The sequence below is a fragment of the Aeromicrobium sp. YIM 150415 genome (genome assembly GCF_016918125.1).
Taxonomy (GTDB): domain Bacteria; phylum Actinomycetota; class Actinomycetes; order Propionibacteriales; family Nocardioidaceae; genus Aeromicrobium; species Aeromicrobium piscarium.
Genome location: NZ_JAERWM010000015.1, coordinates 108016 through 126428 on the forward strand (window position 1 = coordinate 108016; position 18413 = coordinate 126428).

The 18413-nt window shown below is 69.8% G+C and carries 16 protein-coding genes; 10 read left to right on the top strand and 6 right to left on the bottom strand.

Annotated features, from left to right (window positions below):
• Positions 1–11 precede the first annotated feature (11 nt).
• Positions 12–1280, top strand: a complete 1269-nt coding sequence (locus JL108_RS10795) for a sensor histidine kinase (RefSeq protein WP_205198277.1) — start codon at positions 12–14, stop codon at positions 1278–1280.
• Positions 1273–1908: a response regulator transcription factor gene (locus tag JL108_RS10800; RefSeq protein ID WP_205198278.1), complete on the top strand. Its 636-nt coding sequence runs from the start codon at positions 1273–1275 to the stop codon at positions 1906–1908. Before JL108_RS10795 ends, JL108_RS10800 begins: the two co-directional genes overlap by 8 nt.
• Positions 1909–2048: 140 nt before the next feature.
• Here the strand turns inward: JL108_RS10800 and JL108_RS19930 are convergent, their stop codons facing one another.
• Complete coding sequence (locus JL108_RS19930; protein WP_205198279.1) at positions 2049–2495, bottom strand: acetyltransferase; 447 nt, start codon at positions 2493–2495, stop codon at positions 2049–2051.
• Positions 2496–2533: 38 nt separating this feature from the next.
• On the bottom strand, positions 2534–2965 hold the full coding sequence (locus JL108_RS10810; RefSeq protein ID WP_205198280.1) for a hypothetical protein: 432 nt from the start codon (positions 2963–2965) through the stop codon (positions 2534–2536).
• A 256-nt stretch (positions 2966–3221) separates the two neighbouring features.
• Here JL108_RS10810 and erm point away from each other — a divergent pair, with 256 nt between their 5' ends.
• The 3 genes from erm to JL108_RS10825 all read left to right on the top strand — a co-directional run bounded on the left by erm (position 3222) and on the right by JL108_RS10825 (position 5939).
• Positions 3222–3968, top strand: a complete 747-nt coding sequence (erm, locus tag JL108_RS10815) for a 23S ribosomal RNA methyltransferase Erm (RefSeq protein ID WP_205198281.1) — start codon at positions 3222–3224, stop codon at positions 3966–3968.
• 196 nt (positions 3969–4164) lie between these two features.
• Positions 4165–4821, top strand: coding sequence for a GNAT family N-acetyltransferase (locus tag JL108_RS10820; protein ID WP_205198282.1), 657 nt, complete (start codon positions 4165–4167; stop codon positions 4819–4821).
• A gap of 161 nt (positions 4822–4982) precedes the next feature.
• Positions 4983–5939 carry a GlxA family transcriptional regulator gene (locus JL108_RS10825; protein ID WP_205198283.1) on the top strand — a complete coding sequence of 319 codons (957 nt, stop codon included), beginning with the start codon at positions 4983–4985 and terminating at the stop codon, positions 5937–5939.
• Between the two features lie 111 nt (positions 5940–6050).
• Here the strand turns inward: JL108_RS10825 and JL108_RS10830 are convergent, their stop codons facing one another.
• Positions 6051–6662 (bottom strand): TetR/AcrR family transcriptional regulator, encoded by a 612-nt coding sequence (locus JL108_RS10830; RefSeq protein ID WP_205198284.1) that lies wholly within the window; start codon positions 6660–6662, stop codon positions 6051–6053.
• 89 nt (positions 6663–6751) lie between these two features.
• Between JL108_RS10830 and JL108_RS10835 the strand changes: the two genes are divergently transcribed.
• Entirely contained in the window at positions 6752–9091 is a 2340-nt protein-coding gene (locus tag JL108_RS10835; RefSeq protein ID WP_205198285.1) for an MMPL family transporter, read from the top strand.
• A 127-nt stretch (positions 9092–9218) separates the two neighbouring features.
• On the opposite strand, the gene JL108_RS10840 is transcribed toward JL108_RS10835, so the two are convergent.
• Entirely contained in the window at positions 9219–10910 is a 1692-nt protein-coding gene (locus tag JL108_RS10840; protein WP_205198286.1) for a GAF domain-containing SpoIIE family protein phosphatase, read from the bottom strand.
• A gap of 98 nt (positions 10911–11008) precedes the next feature.
• Between JL108_RS10840 and JL108_RS10845 the strand changes: the two genes are divergently transcribed.
• The gene (locus JL108_RS10845) at positions 11009–13099 is read left to right on the top strand and encodes an ATP-dependent DNA helicase RecQ (RefSeq protein WP_205198287.1); all 2091 of its coding nucleotides are present in this window, start codon (positions 11009–11011) and stop codon (positions 13097–13099) included.
• A 7-nt stretch (positions 13100–13106) separates the two neighbouring features.
• Here the strand turns inward: JL108_RS10845 and JL108_RS10850 are convergent, their stop codons facing one another.
• Positions 13107–13661 (bottom strand): Uma2 family endonuclease, encoded by a 555-nt coding sequence (locus JL108_RS10850; RefSeq protein WP_205198288.1) that lies wholly within the window; start codon positions 13659–13661, stop codon positions 13107–13109.
• A gap of 112 nt (positions 13662–13773) precedes the next feature.
• Between JL108_RS10850 and JL108_RS10855 the strand changes: the two genes are divergently transcribed.
• Positions 13774–14403: an ABC transporter ATP-binding protein gene (locus JL108_RS10855; protein WP_205198289.1), complete on the top strand. Its 630-nt coding sequence runs from the start codon at positions 13774–13776 to the stop codon at positions 14401–14403.
• Positions 14400–15785: a hypothetical protein gene (locus tag JL108_RS10860; RefSeq protein ID WP_205198290.1), complete on the top strand. Its 1386-nt coding sequence runs from the start codon at positions 14400–14402 to the stop codon at positions 15783–15785. Before JL108_RS10855 ends, JL108_RS10860 begins: the two co-directional genes overlap by 4 nt.
• Here JL108_RS10860 and JL108_RS10865 read toward each other — a convergent pair.
• Entirely contained in the window at positions 15779–16381 is a 603-nt protein-coding gene (locus JL108_RS10865) for a TetR/AcrR family transcriptional regulator (protein ID WP_205198291.1), read from the bottom strand. The genes JL108_RS10860 and JL108_RS10865 overlap by 7 nt on opposite strands.
• Positions 16382–16468: 87 nt before the next feature.
• Here JL108_RS10865 and JL108_RS10870 point away from each other — a divergent pair, with 87 nt between their 5' ends.
• Positions 16469–18112 (top strand): class I adenylate-forming enzyme family protein, encoded by a 1644-nt coding sequence (locus JL108_RS10870; RefSeq protein ID WP_205198292.1) that lies wholly within the window; start codon positions 16469–16471, stop codon positions 18110–18112.
• Positions 18113–18413: the final 301 nt, after the last annotated feature.

Here is an 18413-nt window from a genome sequence, read left to right on the forward strand (position 1 = left end):
GTGGTGGCGGCATGAGCGAGCGCAGCGAGCGAACCGGCAGCGATCTCGCGACCGACCTCGATCGTCGGTGGTCGTGGCTTCTGCGTCGCGGGCCCTATGTGCTGCTGGCGGCCACGGTGGTGTTGTGCCTGGCCACCGGGCCCGCCTTCGGCACGGCCGACCGGGCACCGACCATCGTCGCGCTCTCGGTTCTCCTGGCAGTCGGGCACTGGTGGTGCGGGGATCGCCCGCGCGATGAGTCCACCGATGACTCGCTGGGTCATGTCTATGTCTTCGCCCGCACGCTCGTGGCCTTCGTGCTCACCTGGCTCAACCCGCTCGGCTCCCTCTATGCGGCGGCCGGCTACTTCGACGCCGAGCGCTATGCCCGGGGCCGTTGGGCGATGGTCGTCCGCGTGGGCAGCGCGATCACCCTGGCGGCCGCGCAGTCTGGCGGGTTGCCGATCCGCGGCGTGCAGTACCTGCTCTTCGCCATGTTGCTGATCGTGCACGTCATGCTCATGACCGTCTTCGCGCGGCTCGGTCGTGACGAGACCGCCCTCGCCGACGAGCGCGCCGCGACGATCGCCGCCCTCGAGGAGGCGAACGCGAAGCTGGAGCGGGCTCTCGACGACAACGCCATCTTGGAGGCGGAGCTGTGGGAGCGAGCCCGGGCCGAGGGTGTGCGCGACGAGCGGGAGCGCCTCGCTCTGGAGCTGCACGACACGGTCGCTCAAGGGCTCGCCGGGATCGTCACCCAGCTGCAGGCTGCCGCCGACGTGCCGGTCGCCCCCGTCGTCGCCGAGCATCTACAGCGAGCGGAGACGCTGGCCAGGTCCTCCCTCCAGGACGCCCGACGGGTCGTCGTCGCCCTCGGACCGGACGGGCTGGGCGGGTCGTCGTTGCCGAGCGTGCTGACCGAGCGGGTGCGGTCGTGGTCCGAGGGGCACGCTATCGATGCCGATGTGGTGGTGACGGGCGATCCGCTCGCGCTCGGCCCCGATCGCGAGGTGGTGGTGCTGCGGATCGTGATGGAGGCCCTCGCCAATACGGCACGTCATGCCGGGGCATCGCGCGCCACGGTGACGCTGTCGTACACCGACGACGAAGTCATGGTGGACGTCCGCGATGACGGTTCCGGCTTCGATCCGCGTGCGACGGTGGCCGACGAGATCAGCGGTTTCGGGATCGGCGGGATGCGTCGCCGGGCCGAGCGTGCCGGCGGGGATCTGCTCGTGGAGTCCGAGGAGGGCGGCGGCACCGCCGTCTCGCTTCGTCTACCATCGGCGCACGATGACTGAGCCGATGCGCATCTCGATCGTCCTCGTCGACGACCATCCGGTGGTCCGCGACGGTCTGCGGGGCATGCTCGAATCGGCCGGCGACCTCGCCGTGGTCGGCGAGGCCTCCGATGGTCCGGCGGCCGTCGAGCTGGTCGCCCGGGCCGACCCCGATGTCGTCCTCATGGATCTGCGGATGCCCGGGGGCAGCGGCGTCGACGCGATCACCGAGCTGACCCGGCGGCGGATCCGCGGCCATGTGCTCGTGCTCACCACCTACGACACCGATCGCGACATCATGGCCGCGCTGGAGGCCGGCGCGACCGGCTATCTGCTCAAGGACGCCAGGCGCGAGGAGCTGTTCGCCGGCGTGCGCGCGACGGCGCGCGGCGAGTCGGTGCTCTCGCCCTCGGTCGCCACCCGCGTCGTCTCACGGGTCCGCGCGGACACGACCGAGTTGAGCGACCGGGAGGGGGAGGTCCTGCGGCTCGTCGCACGCGGCCGTTCCAACCGCGAGATCGCCCGGACGCTGTTCGTCAGCGAGGCGACCGTGAAGACCCACCTGACCCATGTGTACGAGAAGCTCGGGGTCGGGGATCGAGCCGCGGCGGTCGCGGTCGCCTACGAGCGCCGGCTGTTGGGCGACTGACTCAGCGCGGGCGCGGTCCACTCGCGCACCCGCATGTCCGGGCCGGTGAGTCAGCGTCCGTCTCTCGTGGGTGGGCGGTGCCTAGGCGTCCATTCGGCGCTCGCGAAAGGACGCTGACCAACCGCCGGAGTCTTCGTGACTCAGCGAGGATACGGTCCGCGCAGGTGGATGAGCGGGAACGGCCGGCCTTCGCCGTCGGTCGGCGACCGCCCGGTCTCGACGAAGCCGCGCGACCGATAGAAGGCCAGCGCCGAGGGGTTCTGCTCGTTGACATCGAGGTCGAGGGTCGCGTGCCGGGCGGCCGCGTGGGCGAGCAGCCGGGTGCCGATGCCGAGGTTGTGCGCCTCGGGGTCCACGAAGAGCATCTCCACCCGCTGCTCGTGCAAGCCGAGGAAGCCGACGATCCGCCCGCTCAGCTCGGCGACGGTGACCTCGAGGGCCGGGAGATAGACATCGCGGATGTGCCCCTCGTAGAAGTCGATGTCCTCGGGGGTGAGGAAGTCGTGCGTCGCCTCCACCGCGCGGCGCCAGACGTCCACGACCGAGGCTTCGTCGGAGGAGTGGAGCGGGCGGAGGACCGGATACACCCCTCCATCATCTCCCTGTCCACCGACCGTGACGAGTTCTATGTCGCGGTCGGCGGACCCGAGGTGTGACCCACCGGCGACTGACGGTCGAACAGCGTGAGGTCGTAGATGTCCACGCCGTCCTCTTCGCCCGACTTCTCGAAGTGGATTGCATACGCACCCGGTGATACCTGGATGAGGTCGTAGACCTCGCCGCCTGCGTTCTCTTGCAGCAGAAGGTCGCCGGAGCCGTAGACCGCCCGACCGGGTGACGACCACGCGAGCTCGGAGAGATCTGGCCGAACCCAGAGCCGCAGCAACTTGTCGCGGAAATTGTCGGGAAAGAGAATGTCGATCTGGTTCGTCCCCCCTGCGCGAGCCCACGCCGAAGGGCCTCCGTAGAGATTGAGCAGCTGCAGCCCAGAGAAGCGTTCGATGATGAAGACACTGAACGTGGTGGGGGCGATGTGAATCTCGACGCTGTCACTCATCGATCCTCCTCGCGGATGCACTTTCGGGCGACGTTACCGCGCATCGCGCCTGGACGTCCCGCAGTTCGGTCTGGGTGCCGCTGAGGCAACTGAGGGCTTCCGCGGCTAGGGTGGTCCGCATGGGATCGATAACCAAGGCCGCCTATGGGCGGCTGAGCCTCGTTCGCGAGCGCAGCGCCTGACGGCGCGCCCTTGCTGAACCTCGTCGCGCCGTACCTCCAGTACTCGTCGTTTCCTCTTCACACTGGAGCACTTCGTGCGATCCCCTTCTGGTGGCCGGCATGAGCTCGGCCAGAACTTCCTGTACGACCGCGGCGCCATCGGCCGCATCCTCCACCTCGTCGACCACACGTCGGGCCCGATCCTGGAGATCGGCTGCGGGCACGGTGCGCTGACCCGGCCGCTCGCCGCGCGTGGCCGATCACTGCTCACCATCGACATCGACCCGGCCTGTGTCCGGGCGACGCGTCGTTCCGCGCCCGCCGCCCGGGTGATGCACCTCGATGCCTTGCGCGTGCGTCTGGACCGTCCCGTGGTGGTGGGCAACCTCCCCTTCCACCTCACCACGCCGATCCTGCGGCGACTCCTGTCAGCGCCCCGATGGACCGATGCGGTCCTGCTGCTGCAGTGGGAGGTGGCCCGTAAACGTGCCGGAGTCGGCGGACGGACGATGCTCACCGGCCAGACCGACCCCTGGTTCACGGTGCGTCTGGATCGGCGCGTTCCGGCGGAGGCGTTCCGGCCGCGTCCGAGCGTCGACGGCGGCATCCTCACGATCAGCCGGCGGGACGAGCCGCTGTTGCCGGCGGAACGGCGTCGTGACTACGAGCGTTTCGTGAAGGCAGTCTTCACGGCACGTGGGCGAGGGATCGCCGCGATGCTGCGGTCGGCCGGGGCGCCGCGTCCCGATCGGGCGCTCCGCGAGCTCGGGATCGCGGCACGGGCGTTGCCCCGCGATCTCGGTCCGGAGGAGTGGGCCGGACTCTTCGAGCGTCTCCGCTGACCCCGGCGGCCCCTCGCCTGAGCGGTGGGTTACGCACCTCTCGATCGCTGGGGCGGTGGGTCAGGCACCTCTCGATCGCCGCGAGGGGTGCGTAAGTCACCGCCTTGGGAGGTGAGGGGTGCGTAAGTCACCGCCCCGGTCGGGGGTGTCGTGTGTCTCGGTAGCGTGGTCGGCCGGACGGCTAGAGGAGGGAACGATGGAGTTGCGGGTGGAGACGGCGCGGGAGGCCGATCTCGCGGACGTGGCCGAGGTGCTGGCTGAGGCCTTCCACGATGATCCGTTCATGAGCCGGCTGCTGCCCGGGGCGGGTCGCCGGGATCGGATGCGGCGGTTCTTCGATGCCTCGGTCCGGACCCTCGGCGCCGAACACGAGACCATCGATATCGTCCGCGACGGAGACCGGATCCTCGCCGCCGCGGTGTGGACGCCGCCGGGACATCACCGTCGGCTCTCGCGCCTCGTGCTGCGGACACCGTCGATCCTCGCTGCGATGGGTCCGCGGGGGCTCGCTGCCGCTGTCGCGTGGGGACTGCGGGTGGCCAGGCGTCGTCATCGGCACGGGTCCAAGGAGCCGCGCTGGTACCTCGCCGATATCGGGGTCGGTGCCGCGGCTCGCGGTCGGGGAGCGGGTGGTGCCCTGCTGGCGCATCGACTGGCGATCATCGACGCCGCCGGGCAGCGGGCGGCGCTCACCTCGACCACGCCTCGGTCCGCCCGGCTCTACGCGCGCTGGGGATTCGAGCCGACCTCGGTGACCACGGCCTTCGAGCACGTGACTCTCACCTCGATGGTGCGTCCGCGACGTCAGCGTGGGGACGTGTCGCGGGAGGGCGGCGGCGGGCGGACGCCGTAGCCGTCACGGCGGAGGTCGACGACGAGCGTGGCGAGCGAGATGCCGGCGAGTAGGGCGAAGACGATGATGAGCAACCACATGGCAGATATCGTGCTACCGTTCAATTCCAGCCACGAGTGGCTGGAAGGACAGTGTTCGTCAAGATCCCGCCAGGGGGAGCCATGCGTCAGGTCGCCGTCATCGTCCCCGACGAAGTGGAGCCCTTCGGCCTCGGTGTGATCGCCGAGGTGTGGGCGGAGCCCTACCATCCCGATGACGACAATCCGGTCTTCGATGTCGCCTTCTGCACGTCTCGCCCCGGCCGCGTGCGTGGCTCGGCCGGTTTCGATCTGCACATCGAACACGGTCTCGATCGCGTGCAGGGTGCCGACCTGGTGGCGGTCGCCGCCTCCAGGGACTTCCGCACCGAGCAGCCGGCCGTCAGCGAGGCGTTGCGCCTGGCGCACGACCAGGGGTCGACGATCGTCGCCTCTTGCACGGCCGCCTTCCTGCTCGGCTATGCGGGCCTGCTCGACGGCCGCCGGGCCACGACCCACTGGCGCTACGGCGACGAGATGGCGGCGCGCTTTCCGGACACCGAGGTCGACGTCTCGGTGCTGTACGTCGAGGACGGGCCGATCCTCACCGGGGCGGGATCCGCGGCGGGCGTGGACACCAATCTGCACCTGATGCGTAAGGCCTTCGGCGCGGCGACGGCCGCGACGGCCGCCCGGCGGATCGTCATGCCGCCCCACCGCGGGGGAGGGCAGGCGCAGTTCGTGCCGACACCGGTGCGGGCCGAGGACTGCGAGTCCCTCGGCGATGTGCTGCAGTGGGCTCGCGATCGGCTCCATGAGCCGCTCACGGTCGGCGATCTGGCGCGGGTAGCCACCATGTCGGAACGGACCTTCGCCCGGCGCTTCCGTGACGAGACCGGCACGACCCCGCTGCAGTGGCTCACCGCGGAGCGAGTCGCCCGCGCCGAACAGCTGCTCGAGCAGACGAGGCTGTCGGTCGAGGAGATCGCCGGGCGTTGCGGATTCGGGTCCGCGGCTACCTTGCGCCACCACTTCACCGCCTCGCGGGGCACCAGCCCGGCCGCCTATCGTCGCCAGTTCACCTGTCTCGAGACCGCCTGACCTCGCGCGCCGGCGGTAGCTGGTCAACGCTACGACGTAGCCGGCGGTAGCCAGTCAACGTCATGGCCGATGGATGAGGTTGATGGCGTACCCCCAACCTCGGGTGGCGCGTCATCCGTGGGGGCCTCTGTGCTCCGGTGCCACCCCGAGGCGGTCGTAGTCGTCCTCGGACAGGGGAGGCATGGCAGGTCCACCGGGGCCGAGCGACGGCAGGATCAGGGCCAGATACCGTCGACGCACCGTGCGCGAGGAGGCTTCGGAGGTCAGGCCGAGCACCAGCATCCGCAGGACCCAGAGAAGGTCCACCGGCTCGAGATCCCGGCGCAGGACGCCTGCCTCCTGGCCGGAGCGCAAGAGCTCCACGAAGGGATCCGCGAGGGTCTCGAGAGCCTCGTCGGTGACCTCGGAGACCTCGATGGCACTGAACAACGGCGCGTATCGGCCGATCGTGGCGACGAACTCCTCGGCCACAGCGAGCAGATCGAGCTCCTCGGCGACGGCGGCCCGGTCGACGATCGGCGCGATCTCCTCGGCGAACAGCGCCTGGCAGGTGGCCATCTCCAGGGAGCTGCGGTTGGGGAAGTGCCTATAGAGCGTCGCGATCCCGACCCCCGCTGTCTGGGCGACCTGCTCCATCGACGGTGAGGCATCGCCCGTCCACAGATCGCGCAGCGCCTGCACGATGCGCTCGGCATTGCGACGGCTGTCGCGGCGCTGTGACATGACTCTCCTGCACTGACACGTGTTCTGGTTGGAACTCCATCCTACGATATGAGAGTTGCCTATCACTTCGTTCTGAGGAGATCGCACGCGTGTCCACGCTGCTGTACCGGCTCGGCAAGTCGGCCTTCGCCCATCCGTTCCGTTTCATCGGCGCGTGGGTGATCCTGCTCGCCGTCATCGGTGGCTCGCTCGCGCTGAACACGCCGCGCATGAGCTCGGAGTTCACGATCAACGACGTCCCGGCCCAGGACGTCATCGATCAGTTGTCCGCCGACCTCCCCGAGGCAGCCGGCGGACAGGGTGCCATCGTCTTCGAGGCCCCCGATGACACGACCTTCTACGACGACTCGCAGGCCGCCGCCGCGCTCGGCCAGGCCGCGGCCGATGTCTACGACAACGACGAGGTCGTCAATCCCGCCGAACTCGCCGCGAGCGCCGACCCCGAGGCCGCCCAAGCGCAGGCCGCCGAGCAGGTCGCGGCCGTCCAGCAAGCCCTCGCGGCACGCGCCTCCGGCGTCGAGCTCGAGCAGCCATTGCCGCTCGTCGTCGGCGAAGGAGCCCAGGCGCAGCCGGTGCCGGGCATGGTCGTCTCCGCCGACGGCAGCGTCGCGATGCTGCAGTTCCAGTTCACCCAGCAGACCTTCGACCTGCCGCAGGGCACCATCGAGGATGTCCTGCACGCCGCGGAGCAGCCCACCGAGGACGCCGGTATCAATGTTCTGCCGGGCGGATCGCTGCAGGAGCTGCCCGAGGTGGTGGGTCTGGGCGAGGTCATCGGCCTCGTGGTGGCGGCCGTGGTGTTGATCCTCACCCTCGGATCGCTCGTCGCCGCCGGCCTCCCGCTCCTCACGGCGATCGTCGGCGTCGGAACCGGCGTGGGCGGCGCCTATGCCCTTGCGCACTTCTACCAGCTCAACTCGATGTCCCTCGTCCTCGGCCTCATGCTCGGTCTCGCCGTCGGCATCGACTACGCCCTCTTCATCGTCAACCGGCAGCGCCGGCTCGTCATGCGTCAGGGTCTCTCCGCGCACGAGGCCGCCGGTCGCGCCGTGGGAACGGCAGGCAGCGCCGTCTTCTTCGCCGGAACCACGGTCGTCATCGCCCTGCTCGCGCTGTTGGTGATCGGCATCAGCCTGCTGAGCAGCATGGCGATCATCGCCGCCGCGACCGTCGCGATCTCGGTGCTCGTCGCGCTGACTCTGCTGCCTGCGCTGCTGGGTCTCGTCGGGGAGAGGGTCGTCAGCGCGAAGGCTCGCGAGACCTACTCGCGCAAGGTCGTCGACGGTGACGACCACGGCGTCGCCCGGGGCTGGGCCGGTTTCGTGACCAAGAATCGCTTCGTGGTCGCGATCGGCGTCGTGGCGATCGCCGCCGTCGCCGCCATCCCCGCCCTCGATATGCGCATGGGCCTGCCATCGGGAGAGAACTACAACGAGGGCTCCGTCCAGCGCGAGAGCTACGAGGTCACCAGCCGTGCCTTCGGCGAGGGGTCGAATGGCCCGCTGCTCGTCGTCGTGGCGTCGGCGGACGAGAACCCCGTCGATCCCGCGGCGGTCGGGGCAGTGGCGGAGGACATCTCCGGCAACGACGATGTCGCCTCCGCCGAGGTGGCGGGAATGAGCGAGGACGGACGCACCGTCATCATGTCGGTGGTTCCCACGAGCGGACCGACCGATCCGGAGACCGACACCCTGGTCCACGAGCTGCGCGATGCCTCGGACGGCTACGAACAGGACTTCGGCGTCACGCTCGGCATCACCGGGCAGACCGCGATGGGCATCGACATCGCCGAGAAGATGGCCGATGTCATGCCGGTCTACCTGGCGATCGTGCTCGTGTTGTCGCTGATCGTGCTGACCCTGGTGTTCCGTTCGCTGCTGGTGCCGCTGAAGGCCACGGCCGGGTTCCTGCTGTCGATCCTCGCGACCCTGGGTCTGACGACCGCGGTCTTCCAGTGGGGCTGGGTGAACCAGCTCTTCGGCCTGGACTCGACCGGCCCGGTGATGGCGATGCTCCCGATCCTGGTCACCGGTATCGCCTACGGCCTCGCGATGGACTACCAGGTGTTCCTCGTGTCATCCATGCGCGAGTCCTGGGTCCACGGGCATCGCGGTCGTGACTCGGTGATCGACGGCTTCTCGCACTCCAGCCGGGTCGTGGTGGCAGCGGCGATCATCATGGTCTCGGTGTTCTCGGGCTTCATCTTCAACGGCGACCCGATGATCAAGCAGATCGGCTTCGCGCTGGCTGTCGCGATCGCGATCGATGCCTTCTTGGTGCGGATGACCCTCGTGCCGGCGCTCATGGCGATGTTCGGCGACCGCGCCTGGCGTCTGCCGCGCTGGCTCGACCGGCTCCTTCCCGATCTCGACGTCGAGGGTGAGAAGCTGCTCGAGTCCCTGGGGGAGAAGCCCGCCGCGAAGAGTTAGAGAACCCGTTGAGTGTGGGGGTACCTTCCTGGACGGAGCGCAGCGGAGTCCTTGGGGGAACGTTCGGACGGTGACATCACGGGTTCTGCCGTCCAGCCTCACACTCAACGGGTTCTGGGTCCCACGCTCAAGGGGCGGTGTCGACCCGGAGGGTGAGGAGGACGACATCGTCGCCGCGGTCGCGGCCGTCGGTCAGGACGCGGGCGATCTCGTCCGGACGCAGTGGATCGTGCTCGTCCAGCGCGCTGGTCAGGGCGGAGAGCCGCTCGGCCACATCCGCATCCCGTTGCTCGACGAGCCCGTCGGTGTAGAGCACGAAGGTGTCCCCGGGTTCGAGGCGCGTCATGTGGTCGGCGCGCGATCGGCCCGGCGAGACCCCGAGCATGAGATCGGGGGCCGCCTCCATCAAGGCCGCCGGCTGCCCGGAGCGCTGGAGGATCGGAGGCAGGTGGCCGGCGTTGCTCCAGGTCAGCGTCCGGCTGCCATCGGACTCCGGTGCGCCGAGGATCGCGAGCACCACCGTCGTGAGCGCGTCCGGGCCGATGCTCGAGTTGAGATCGTCCAGCGCGGACAGGATCGCGGCAGGCTCCTCGCGCCGGCTCCACAGCAGCGTGCGGAGGGCGAAGCGCAGCTGTCCCATCGCCGAGGCGGCCTCGATGTCGTGTCCGGCGACATCGCCGACCGCGACGGCCACACGTCCGTCCGCCAGCTCCAGCACGTCGTACCAGTCGCCGCCGACCTCGTCGGCCACATGCGCGGTGCGGTAGACGGCCCGAATCGGCAGCCCGTCGATCTCAGGGACCTCGGTGAGCATGGATCGCTGGAGGTGATGGGCGGCGTTCTGCCGCGCCTCCAGCAGCTGGGCGCGGTCGAGTGCGACGGAGGTGTAGCGGGCGAGCGCGGTCAGGGTGAGCTGATCGGCCGCGGGGACGGCGAGGGTGTCCGACCAGACGATCGCCGCCAGCCCGATCGTGCGATTCTCGACGCGCAGGGGAAGCACCGTCGCGGCACCCGTCGCATTCGCGGTCACCTCGGCGGGCAGCAGCTCGAAGAGCTCGGGACCGAGTGCCTCGGGGGAGGTCGTGAAGATCGGGGTCGCGGGCATCGCGCGGCGTAGACCGTCCCAGTGCTCGGCGCTGGTCGTGGTCTGGGTGCCGTCCTTGGCGTGCCAGACCAGGGCGCCGGTCGAGTCGGGCACACCGATGCTGACCGCTCCGGCGCCCACCAGCTCGCCGAGCCGGCCGGCGGCCTCGAGTACCTCGCGGATGGTCGTCGTCGCCACGAAGGCCTCGGCCATCTGCAGCAGCGCGGCGGTACGGCGGCTCTCACGCTCGGCCCGTTCGCGGGCGGCGGTGGCTTCGGTCGCGGCGGCGGACGATCGCAGGTGCGCGGTGCAGGCGAGGGAGATGTCGTGGAGGACCGCGAGCTCGCGGTCCTCCCAGGTGCGGGGCTCGGTGTCGATGGCGCAGAGCGCTCCGATCGTGGTGCCCTCGGCGTCGCGCAGCGGCACGCCGGCGTAGGCGACGACGCCCAGGTCCCCGATCGCGAGATTGTCGCGGAGCGTCTCGATCTCCCTGGCGTCATTGACGACGAGGGGCGCATCCTCGGAGCGCACGTACTGGCAGAAGGAATGCGAGAGCGGGGTGGTGCGATCGGTCTGCCAGGGCTCGGGGAGGCCGACGGCGCCGATGAACCGCTGATGGTCGTCGGCGACCTTGGTCACCAGTGCGACCGGGACGCTCAGGAGATCCTGGACCAGTCGGGAGTAGCGATCGTACACGGCATCGACGCCCGTCTCCGTGTGCTGGACCGCTCCCATGTGTCTCAGGGTAGGACGATGGGCCGTGAGACGCCCTCGGGGGAGTGGGCCTGTGGACATCCGCCTCGCCTGTCGGCGCGACCTGACACGATCGGGACATGAGCACCCAGGAGCGAGCCCTCGAGTTGTTGCACCGGCTGACCGGTCGCGACGATGCCGTCTTCCACGAGGGTCAGTTCGAGGCGGTCAGCGCGCTGGTCGACGACCGTCGGCGCGCCCTCGTCGTCCAGCGCACCGGCTGGGGCAAGTCCGCGGTGTACTTCGTGGCCACCGCCCTCCTGCGTGAACGCGGTGCCGGCCCCACCCTGCTGGTATCGCCCTTGCTGGCGCTGATGCGCGACCAGGTCGCGGCGGCCGAACGCGCCGGCGTGCGCGCCGCGGCGATCAACTCCGCCACGGTCGACGAATGGGAGTCCATCAGTGAGCGGCTGGCCGCCGACGATGTCGATGTCCTCCTAGTCTCCCCCGAGCGGCTCAACAATCCGCAGTTCCGCGAGCAGCAGCTGCCCGATCTGCTCGCCCGCATGGGGCTCCTGGTGATCGACGAGGCACACTGCATCTCCGACTGGGGTCACGACTTCCGGCCGGACTACCGCCGGATCGCCACGCTCCTCACCGATCTGCAGCGCGATGTGCCGGTGCTCGCCACCACAGCCACAGCCAACGCGCGGGTGGTCGCCGATGTCGCGGACCAGCTCGGCGACGGCGTCCTGACGCTGCGCGGATCGCTCGCCCGTGACTCCTTGCGGTTGGGCTGCCTGCAGCTGCCGAGTGCTCGCGACCGGCTCGCCTGGCTGGTCGCGCATCTGGGCGAGCTGCCGGGCAGCGGCATCGTCTACGCCCTCACTGTCTCCGCGGCGGAGGACACCGCGCGGTTGCTGGGCGAGGCTGGACACGAGGTCGCCGCGTACACGGGGCGGACCGACCCGGACGAACGCGAACGCCTCGAGGGCGCGCTCAAGGCCAATGAGGTCAAGGCGCTCGTCGCCACCAGCGCCCTGGGCATGGGCTTCGACAAACCCGATCTGGGATTCGTCGTGCATCTGGGGGCACCGTCGTCACCGGTCGCCTACTACCAGCAGGTCGGTCGCGCGGGCCGCGCGACCGAGCACGCCGATGTCCTGCTGCTGCCGGGTCCGGAGGATCCGGACATCTGGCGGTACTTCGCCACCGTCTCGATGCCCGATCCCGAGCGCGTCACGGCGGTGCTGGGCGAACTCGGGTCCGAGCCGTTGTCCACCCCGGCTCTGGAGGCCCTCGTCGACATCCGGCGCACTCAGCTCGAGCTTCTGCTGAAGGTACTCGATGTCGATGGCGCGGTGCGGCGGGTACGCGGAGGATGGGTCGCCACCGGCGAGAGCTGGGAGTACGACTCCGAGCGATATGCCCGCATCGAGCAGGCGCGGGTGGCCGAGCAGCAGTCCATGCTGACCTACGAGCGCGGCGAACGGTGCCGGATGGAGATCCTTCAGCAGGACCTCGACGATCCCACCGCGGCACCGTGCGGCCGTTGTGACGTGTGTGCGGGCGCCTGGTATCCCGCTGAGGTGCCCGGTGGTGCGGCCGAGCAGGCGGCCGGCCAGCTGCGGCGTGTGGGCGTGCCCGTCGATCCCCGGGGCCAGTGGCCCACCGGTGCCGATCGCCGGGGGCTCGACGTCCGCGGACGGATCGCGGTCGAAGAACGCCACGAGGCGGGCCGGGCCATCGCCCGCCTCACGGATCTCGGCTGGGGTGGCGCGTTGCGCGAGGTGTTCGCGGCCGGGACGCCCGATGCCCCGATCGATGAACGGCTGGCCGAGGGCGTCATCGCCACCTTGCGCGACTGGCCATGGCGGCAGCGTCCGGTCGGTGTCGTCGCGATGCCCTCGATAACCCGCCCTCAGCTGGTCGGTTCGACGGCGCAGTTCATCGCGGAGCGCGGCCGGTTGCCCCTGCTCGGCGCGCTCGACGTCGATCCGGCGGTCCCCGTCGTCGGGCCTGGAGGCAACAGCGCCTTCCGGCTGGCCTCGGTCTGGGGTCGGTTCTCGGTGAGCCCCGAGCTGGCCGCCGCGGTCTCCGCCGCACCTGGACCGGTGTTGCTGGTCGACGATCTCGTCGACAGCCGCTGGACCTTCACCGTCGCCGCCCGTGCTCTGCGGCAGGCCGGCGCTCCCGGCGTGCTGCCCTTCGCGCTGGCCTCGGTGGGGTGACGGCTCGTCAGCGGACGAGGTCGGCGGGGACGATCGTGACGGGGAGGGGAGCCGTGACCACGAAGGACTCGGCCCCGGCCGCACGTGCCACCTCGTGATAGACGCCATCGGTGAGGGACCAGGCCAGGATCGACGGCTCGTCGGGATCGACCACCCAGTAGTGGGCGCACCCCGCCCGCTCGAGACGTTCCTTCTTCAGCAGCAGATCGAAACTGCGCGTCGACGGCGAGAGCACCTCGACGGCCAGTAGCGGTGGGCCCGGCAGATCGCGTTCGGTGAAAGCGTCGCGGTCGGCGACGAGAAGGTCGGGCTGGAGCACGGTGTCTCCTGAGAGGACCACATCAAACGGCGCGAAGAACAGCTCCCACTGCTCGGGCACCACGCGATCCAAAGCGCGGAACAGCTGCGCTGCCGCGCGCTGGTGATTGTGCCGTGGTGCGGGACTCACGACGAGCACGCCGTCGACGAGCTCGTAGCGATGCCCGTCATCGGGCATCGCATCCAGATCGTCGCGCGTCAGCGACCTGCCCTGCGGCAGCCCATGCGCCTCGATGGTCGCCATGGCACTCAGCATAGGTCGCCCCTTTCGCCATAGCCATCATCGAACAGCGGAGTCCGGTTCTCGTCCAGTGCCTCGGTCGCGACCTGTGGACAACTCGGTAGGCTGAGCGGCGATGGCCGACTCCGTTGACACCCGAGCCGTGCTCGCTGCTGAGGGGATCACCGCCAGCATCGACGATCAGTCCCTCGTCGCGCCGACCGATATCACCGTCTCCGCGGGCGAGTGCCTCGCGCTGACCGGCCCCAACGGCTCGGGCAAGACCACCTTGCTGCGTCTGCTCAGCGGCCGGCTCGCGCCGACCGGAGGCAGTGTTCTGCTCGATGACGAGCCGGTCGACGAGCGCTCCGATGAGGTCCGTGCCGCGCTGGCGATCCTCATCGGTGTGCCGGCGCTATACCCCGATCTCACGGTGGGCGATCATCTCCAGCTGGTGCATGCCACCTGGGGCCTGGACGGCGAGGTCGATACCGATCTCGCGCGATTCGGCATCGATGGCCTGCGCGATCGCTTCGTGCACGAGCTGTCCTCGGGGCAGCAGCAGCTGTTCAGCCTCGCCCTCGTGTTCTCCCGGCCGTCGCGGGTGATCCTGCTCGATGAGCCCGAGCAGCGGCTGGACGCCGACCGCAAGGACCTGCTGGCGGCAGCGGTCGAGGAGGTGCTCGCCGAGGGCCGCTCCGTGGTGATGGCCTGTCATGACCACGACCTCGTCGCGCGCCTCGCGCACCGTCAGGTCGACCTGTGAGAGCACCGGACCACTTACTGCGGGAGCTTCGCGCACGCCCGCGTGCGGCCGACCGGGCGACGGACATCTACACGATGATCCTCTTCGTGCTCGTGTTCGTCCTCCCGTTGGCGCGGTGGGGCACCCAGCAGGTCGCTCCGGCGACGCAGTGGTCGCCGCCCTGGTGGACCGCTGCGATCGCCGCCATGCTCGTGGCGATCGGGGCGGCGGCAGCCGGCCGGACGCGTGGTCCCGTCGCCGTCTCGGCACCGTACGTGGAGTGGGTCGTCGCCGGCCCCGCCCCTCTGGCGCGTCGGCTGCGACCCACCTGGTGGCGGAGCCTGCTGGTCACTATGGCCGCCGTGCTCTTCGTCACCGTGGTGGCGGTCGTCTCGCGATCGACCTGGCCCGACCCGGTCGGTGCTGTGACGGTCTCGGCTGTAGCCCTCGGCAGCGGCGTGCTGCTGTCCGTCGTCTGGCTCAGCGGCCAGGCGCGCCGCTGGAGGAACGCGGCCGTGCTCGTCTTGCTCTCCGCCGGCACGGGCCTCGCCTGGACGTCCGCATGGCGCTCGCTCGACGGCGACCCGGCGTGGTGGTCACTCCTGGTGATGCCGGTCGCCCTGGGGACCGCGGTGGTGGTCCCCCGCGCGTTGTCGGCGATCCGGCCGAGCCGATTGCGGACGCAGGCCATCCGATGGAGCCGGATCGAGGTCTTCGCGACGACGGCCGACCTGGCCTCGGCCGCCGCCGTGCTGCGGGCGCCGACACGCCTCGGCCGGCATTGGCGACCCGCCTTCGCGGCGCCGCCGTTCGTGCGTCGTGACCTGATCGGTCTCGTGCGAGCACCTGGACGGACGGCCACCGGTCTCGGCGCCGCGGCCGCGTCCGGGTCGCTCATCCCGATCGCCCAGAACGCCGTCACCCCGCTGATCGCCCTGATATCGGTGGCGGCCGCCTATGTCGGCGTGTGCTTCCTCAGCGACGGTCTTCGGTTCCATGCCTTCGACCGGGAACGTCCCTCCGCCTTCGGCGTCGGGCCCGGGGCCGCGGCCCTCCAACACCTCGTGGTGCCGACGGCGCTGCTGACCCTCGTGATGGGGTCCGCAGCGGTCCTCGGCGGCTCCCCACACGTGGCCATCGCACTTGCCCTGTTGGTCGTCGCCTGCCGAGCGCTGTCGGTCTTCAAGGGGCACATGCCGCTCGAACTGCTCACCCCGGTGATGACCCCCGTCGGTGAGATGTCGTCCGCCGGTCGTCTGATCTGGCTGGCGGATGCGGTCCTCGTCGCCCTGCTCGTCGGAGGCGCCACGGTCTCCCAGGCCTCGGGATGGGATGCGGTCGCCATCTTGGTGGTGGCCGCCGGACTCGTCGCGGTCTGGGCCCGGTCGCGCTGGCGTCAGTGACGGCCGCCGACGGTCATTCGGGCGATATCGAGGTAGCGCTCCACCAGCGCCTCGGGGGTGAGCGGTCCGTCGGAGCGATACCACTGCGCCACCGAGGTGCACATCGTCACGACCGCGCGGCTCGCCTCGACTGGGTGCGGGGTGGTGAACAGGCCCCTCGCGACCCCGCTGTCGACGACCGTGTCCATCAGCCGCTGCTGGATGTCTCGCCGGCCGATGTGCGCCTCACGTGCCTCGTCGTCCAGGCTGCGGATCTCGCTATAGGCGAGGAAGGCCTGCTCGCGCTCATACGCGTGGAAGCGGACGAGGCAGGCGACCAGGGCGTCGAAACGCGCCGTCGGATCCTCACCGGCCGCATCGAGAGCCTCGACGCTCTGCTGGTGGAGCGATTCCATCGCGGTGCGGACGATCGCCTGGAGCATCTCCTGTTTCGAGCGATGGTGATGGTAGAGCCCCGGCACCGAGAGTCCGGCGCGCGTGGCGATGACCCGGATCGAGGTTCCGTGATAGCCCTGCTCCACGAAGCAGTGCTGAGCGGCGCGCAGGATCGGAGTCATCGCCGGCGGGGCATCGGTCGTTCGCGCAGCGGCGCACATGATGTCTCGTTCCCTCCCGGCTTGACAGAGCTCACACGTGTGTCGACACTCTAACCGAGCGATCGATCGGTCGGAAGGGAATGCCAGATGGAACACCGGTGGTTGTCGTTGTACCCGCAAGGGCTGGAAGCCAGCATCGAGCGAGAGCACGGCACTCTCGTCGAGGCATGGAATGCCCGCGTCGCGCGCCAGCCGGAGGCGCCAGCTCTCGCGTACTTCGACGGCCGCTACACCGTGGCCGAGGTCGATGAGATCGCCGAAGCCCTCGCTAGTGCCTTCGCCGAGCGCGGGGTCGAGCGCGGTTCGCATGTCGGCGTCTACCTGCAGAACGTGCCGCAGTACGCCTTCGTGCTGCTCGCTCTCTGGAAGCTCGGCGCCGCGGCCCTCATCCTCAATCCGATGTATCGCGGCGAGGAGCTGCGTCGGCTGATCGTGGATGCCGAGGCGGTGGGCCTGATCTGCGAGGACGACACGATCGAGGCCGCGCGGGCAGCCGCTGACGGCACGACAGTCGGCTGGGTCATCAGCACGAGTCCACGGGACTTTCAGAGCCGCGACGACGAGCGCGTCTTCGGTGCCGCTCCGGGTGAACGGGCCGTGGCCGATGCCGATCTCCTGGCCCTCGTCGAGGAGCACCGGGGCCGCCGCGTGCCCGCGCTCGCACTCACCGCCGACGACATCGCCCTGCTGACCTACACCTCCGGCACGACCGGACCGCCCAAAGGGGCGATGAACAGCCACGGTGCCGTGCTCCAGGTCGCGGTGTCGTACGCGCGATGGACCGACCTGCGCCCCGGCGACGTGGTGTTCGCGATCGCGCCGCTCTTCCACATCACTGGCGCGGTCGTGAACGCGACGATGGCACTGGTGCACGACACCCTGCTGGTGTTCATCCACCGTTTCCGCCCGGAGGTGGCGCTCGAGGCCTTCATCGAGCACGGAGTCACGACGATGGTCGGCTCGATCACCGCCTTCAACGCATTGTCGGAGGTGCCGGGGGCGGGACGTGAGCACTTCGCGTCGATGCGCGCGGTCTACTCCGGTGGGGCGCCCATCCCGCCCGCCACCGTGCGTAAGTTCGTCGACCGTTTCGGCGTCTACATCCACAATGTCTACGGCATGACCGAGACGAGCTCGGCGATCATCGCCGTCCCCCTCGGTGCCGAGGCCCCTGTGCATGAGCCGAGTGGCACGTTGTCGATCGGCGTCCCGTTGCCCGACATGGAGGCACGGGTGGTCGATGAACAGGGTGAGCCGTTGCCGTCGGGTGAGCAGGGTGAGCTCGAGCTGACCGGTCCGCAGCTGATGAGCGGATACTGGCACAAGCCCGAGGTCACCGCCGCCACGATGCCCGGTGGGAGGCTGCGCACCGGCGATGTCGCGATCATCGACGAGGCGGGCTGGGTCTACCTCGTCGACCGGTTGAAGGACCAGATCAATGTCTCGGGCTACAAGGTGTGGCCGCGCGAGGTCGAGGACGCGCTCTACGAGCATTCGGCCGTGCTGGAGGCCGCGGTCGTGGGCCGTCCCGACGACTACCAGGGCGAGTCGGTCGTCGCCTATGTCTCGACCGCCTCGGGCTCGACCGTCGATCCCGAGGAGCTGCGCGCCTTCGTCAAGGAGCGGCTCGCGGCGTACAAGGTCCCCCGTGACGTGCACGTGGTCGATCAGCTGCCCAAGACGGCGACCGGCAAGATCCGCCGCAACGTCCTCCGTGACGCCGAGGGCTGAGAGCACCCTCGGTGGAGGGTATCGAGGCCACGTTGGGGTGGTTTCGATACGGCCCTCGTTCCTCCCCCGCAAGCGGGAGGTGCCCCCAGGGCCTACTCAACCACCGGACTGGATCCTCGGTGGTCGAGTAGCGGAGGTCGCTCGGCGACCGGAGCAGTAGGGGCGTAGCCGCGCTGGAGCGAGGCCACGTCCGGTGGTTTCGATACGGCCCTCGTTCCTCCCCCGCAAGCGGGAGGTGCCCCCAGGGCCTACTCAACCACCGGACTGGATCCTCGGTGGTCGAGTAGCTAAAGGCCGTCCA

Bases quoted from the DNA above. Each gene is read 5' to 3' on its own strand.
- JL108_RS10795 (WP_205198277.1), top strand. From the start codon at position 12: ATGAGCGAGCGCAGCGAGCGAACCGGCAGCGATCTCGCGACCGACCTC.
- JL108_RS10800 (WP_205198278.1), top strand. From the start codon at position 1,273: ATGACTGAGCCGATGCGCATCTCGATCGTCCTCGTCGACGACCATCCG.
- JL108_RS10810 (WP_205198280.1), bottom strand. From the start codon at position 2,965: ATGAGTGACAGCGTCGAGATTCACATCGCCCCCACCACGTTCAGTGTC.
- JL108_RS10820 (WP_205198282.1), top strand. From the start codon at position 4,165: ATGGAGTTGCGGGTGGAGACGGCGCGGGAGGCCGATCTCGCGGACGTG.
- JL108_RS10825 (WP_205198283.1), top strand. From the start codon at position 4,983: ATGCGTCAGGTCGCCGTCATCGTCCCCGACGAAGTGGAGCCCTTCGGC.
- JL108_RS10830 (WP_205198284.1), bottom strand. From the start codon at position 6,662: ATGTCACAGCGCCGCGACAGCCGTCGCAATGCCGAGCGCATCGTGCAG.
- JL108_RS10840 (WP_205198286.1), bottom strand. From the start codon at position 10,910: ATGGGAGCGGTCCAGCACACGGAGACGGGCGTCGATGCCGTGTACGAT.
- JL108_RS10845 (WP_205198287.1), top strand. From the start codon at position 11,009: ATGAGCACCCAGGAGCGAGCCCTCGAGTTGTTGCACCGGCTGACCGGT.
- JL108_RS10850 (WP_205198288.1), bottom strand. From the start codon at position 13,661: ATGGCGACCATCGAGGCGCATGGGCTGCCGCAGGGCAGGTCGCTGACG.
- JL108_RS10855 (WP_205198289.1), top strand. From the start codon at position 13,774: ATGGCCGACTCCGTTGACACCCGAGCCGTGCTCGCTGCTGAGGGGATC.
- JL108_RS10865 (WP_205198291.1), bottom strand. From the start codon at position 16,381: ATGTGCGCCGCTGCGCGAACGACCGATGCCCCGCCGGCGATGACTCCG.
- JL108_RS10870 (WP_205198292.1), top strand. From the start codon at position 16,469: ATGGAACACCGGTGGTTGTCGTTGTACCCGCAAGGGCTGGAAGCCAGC.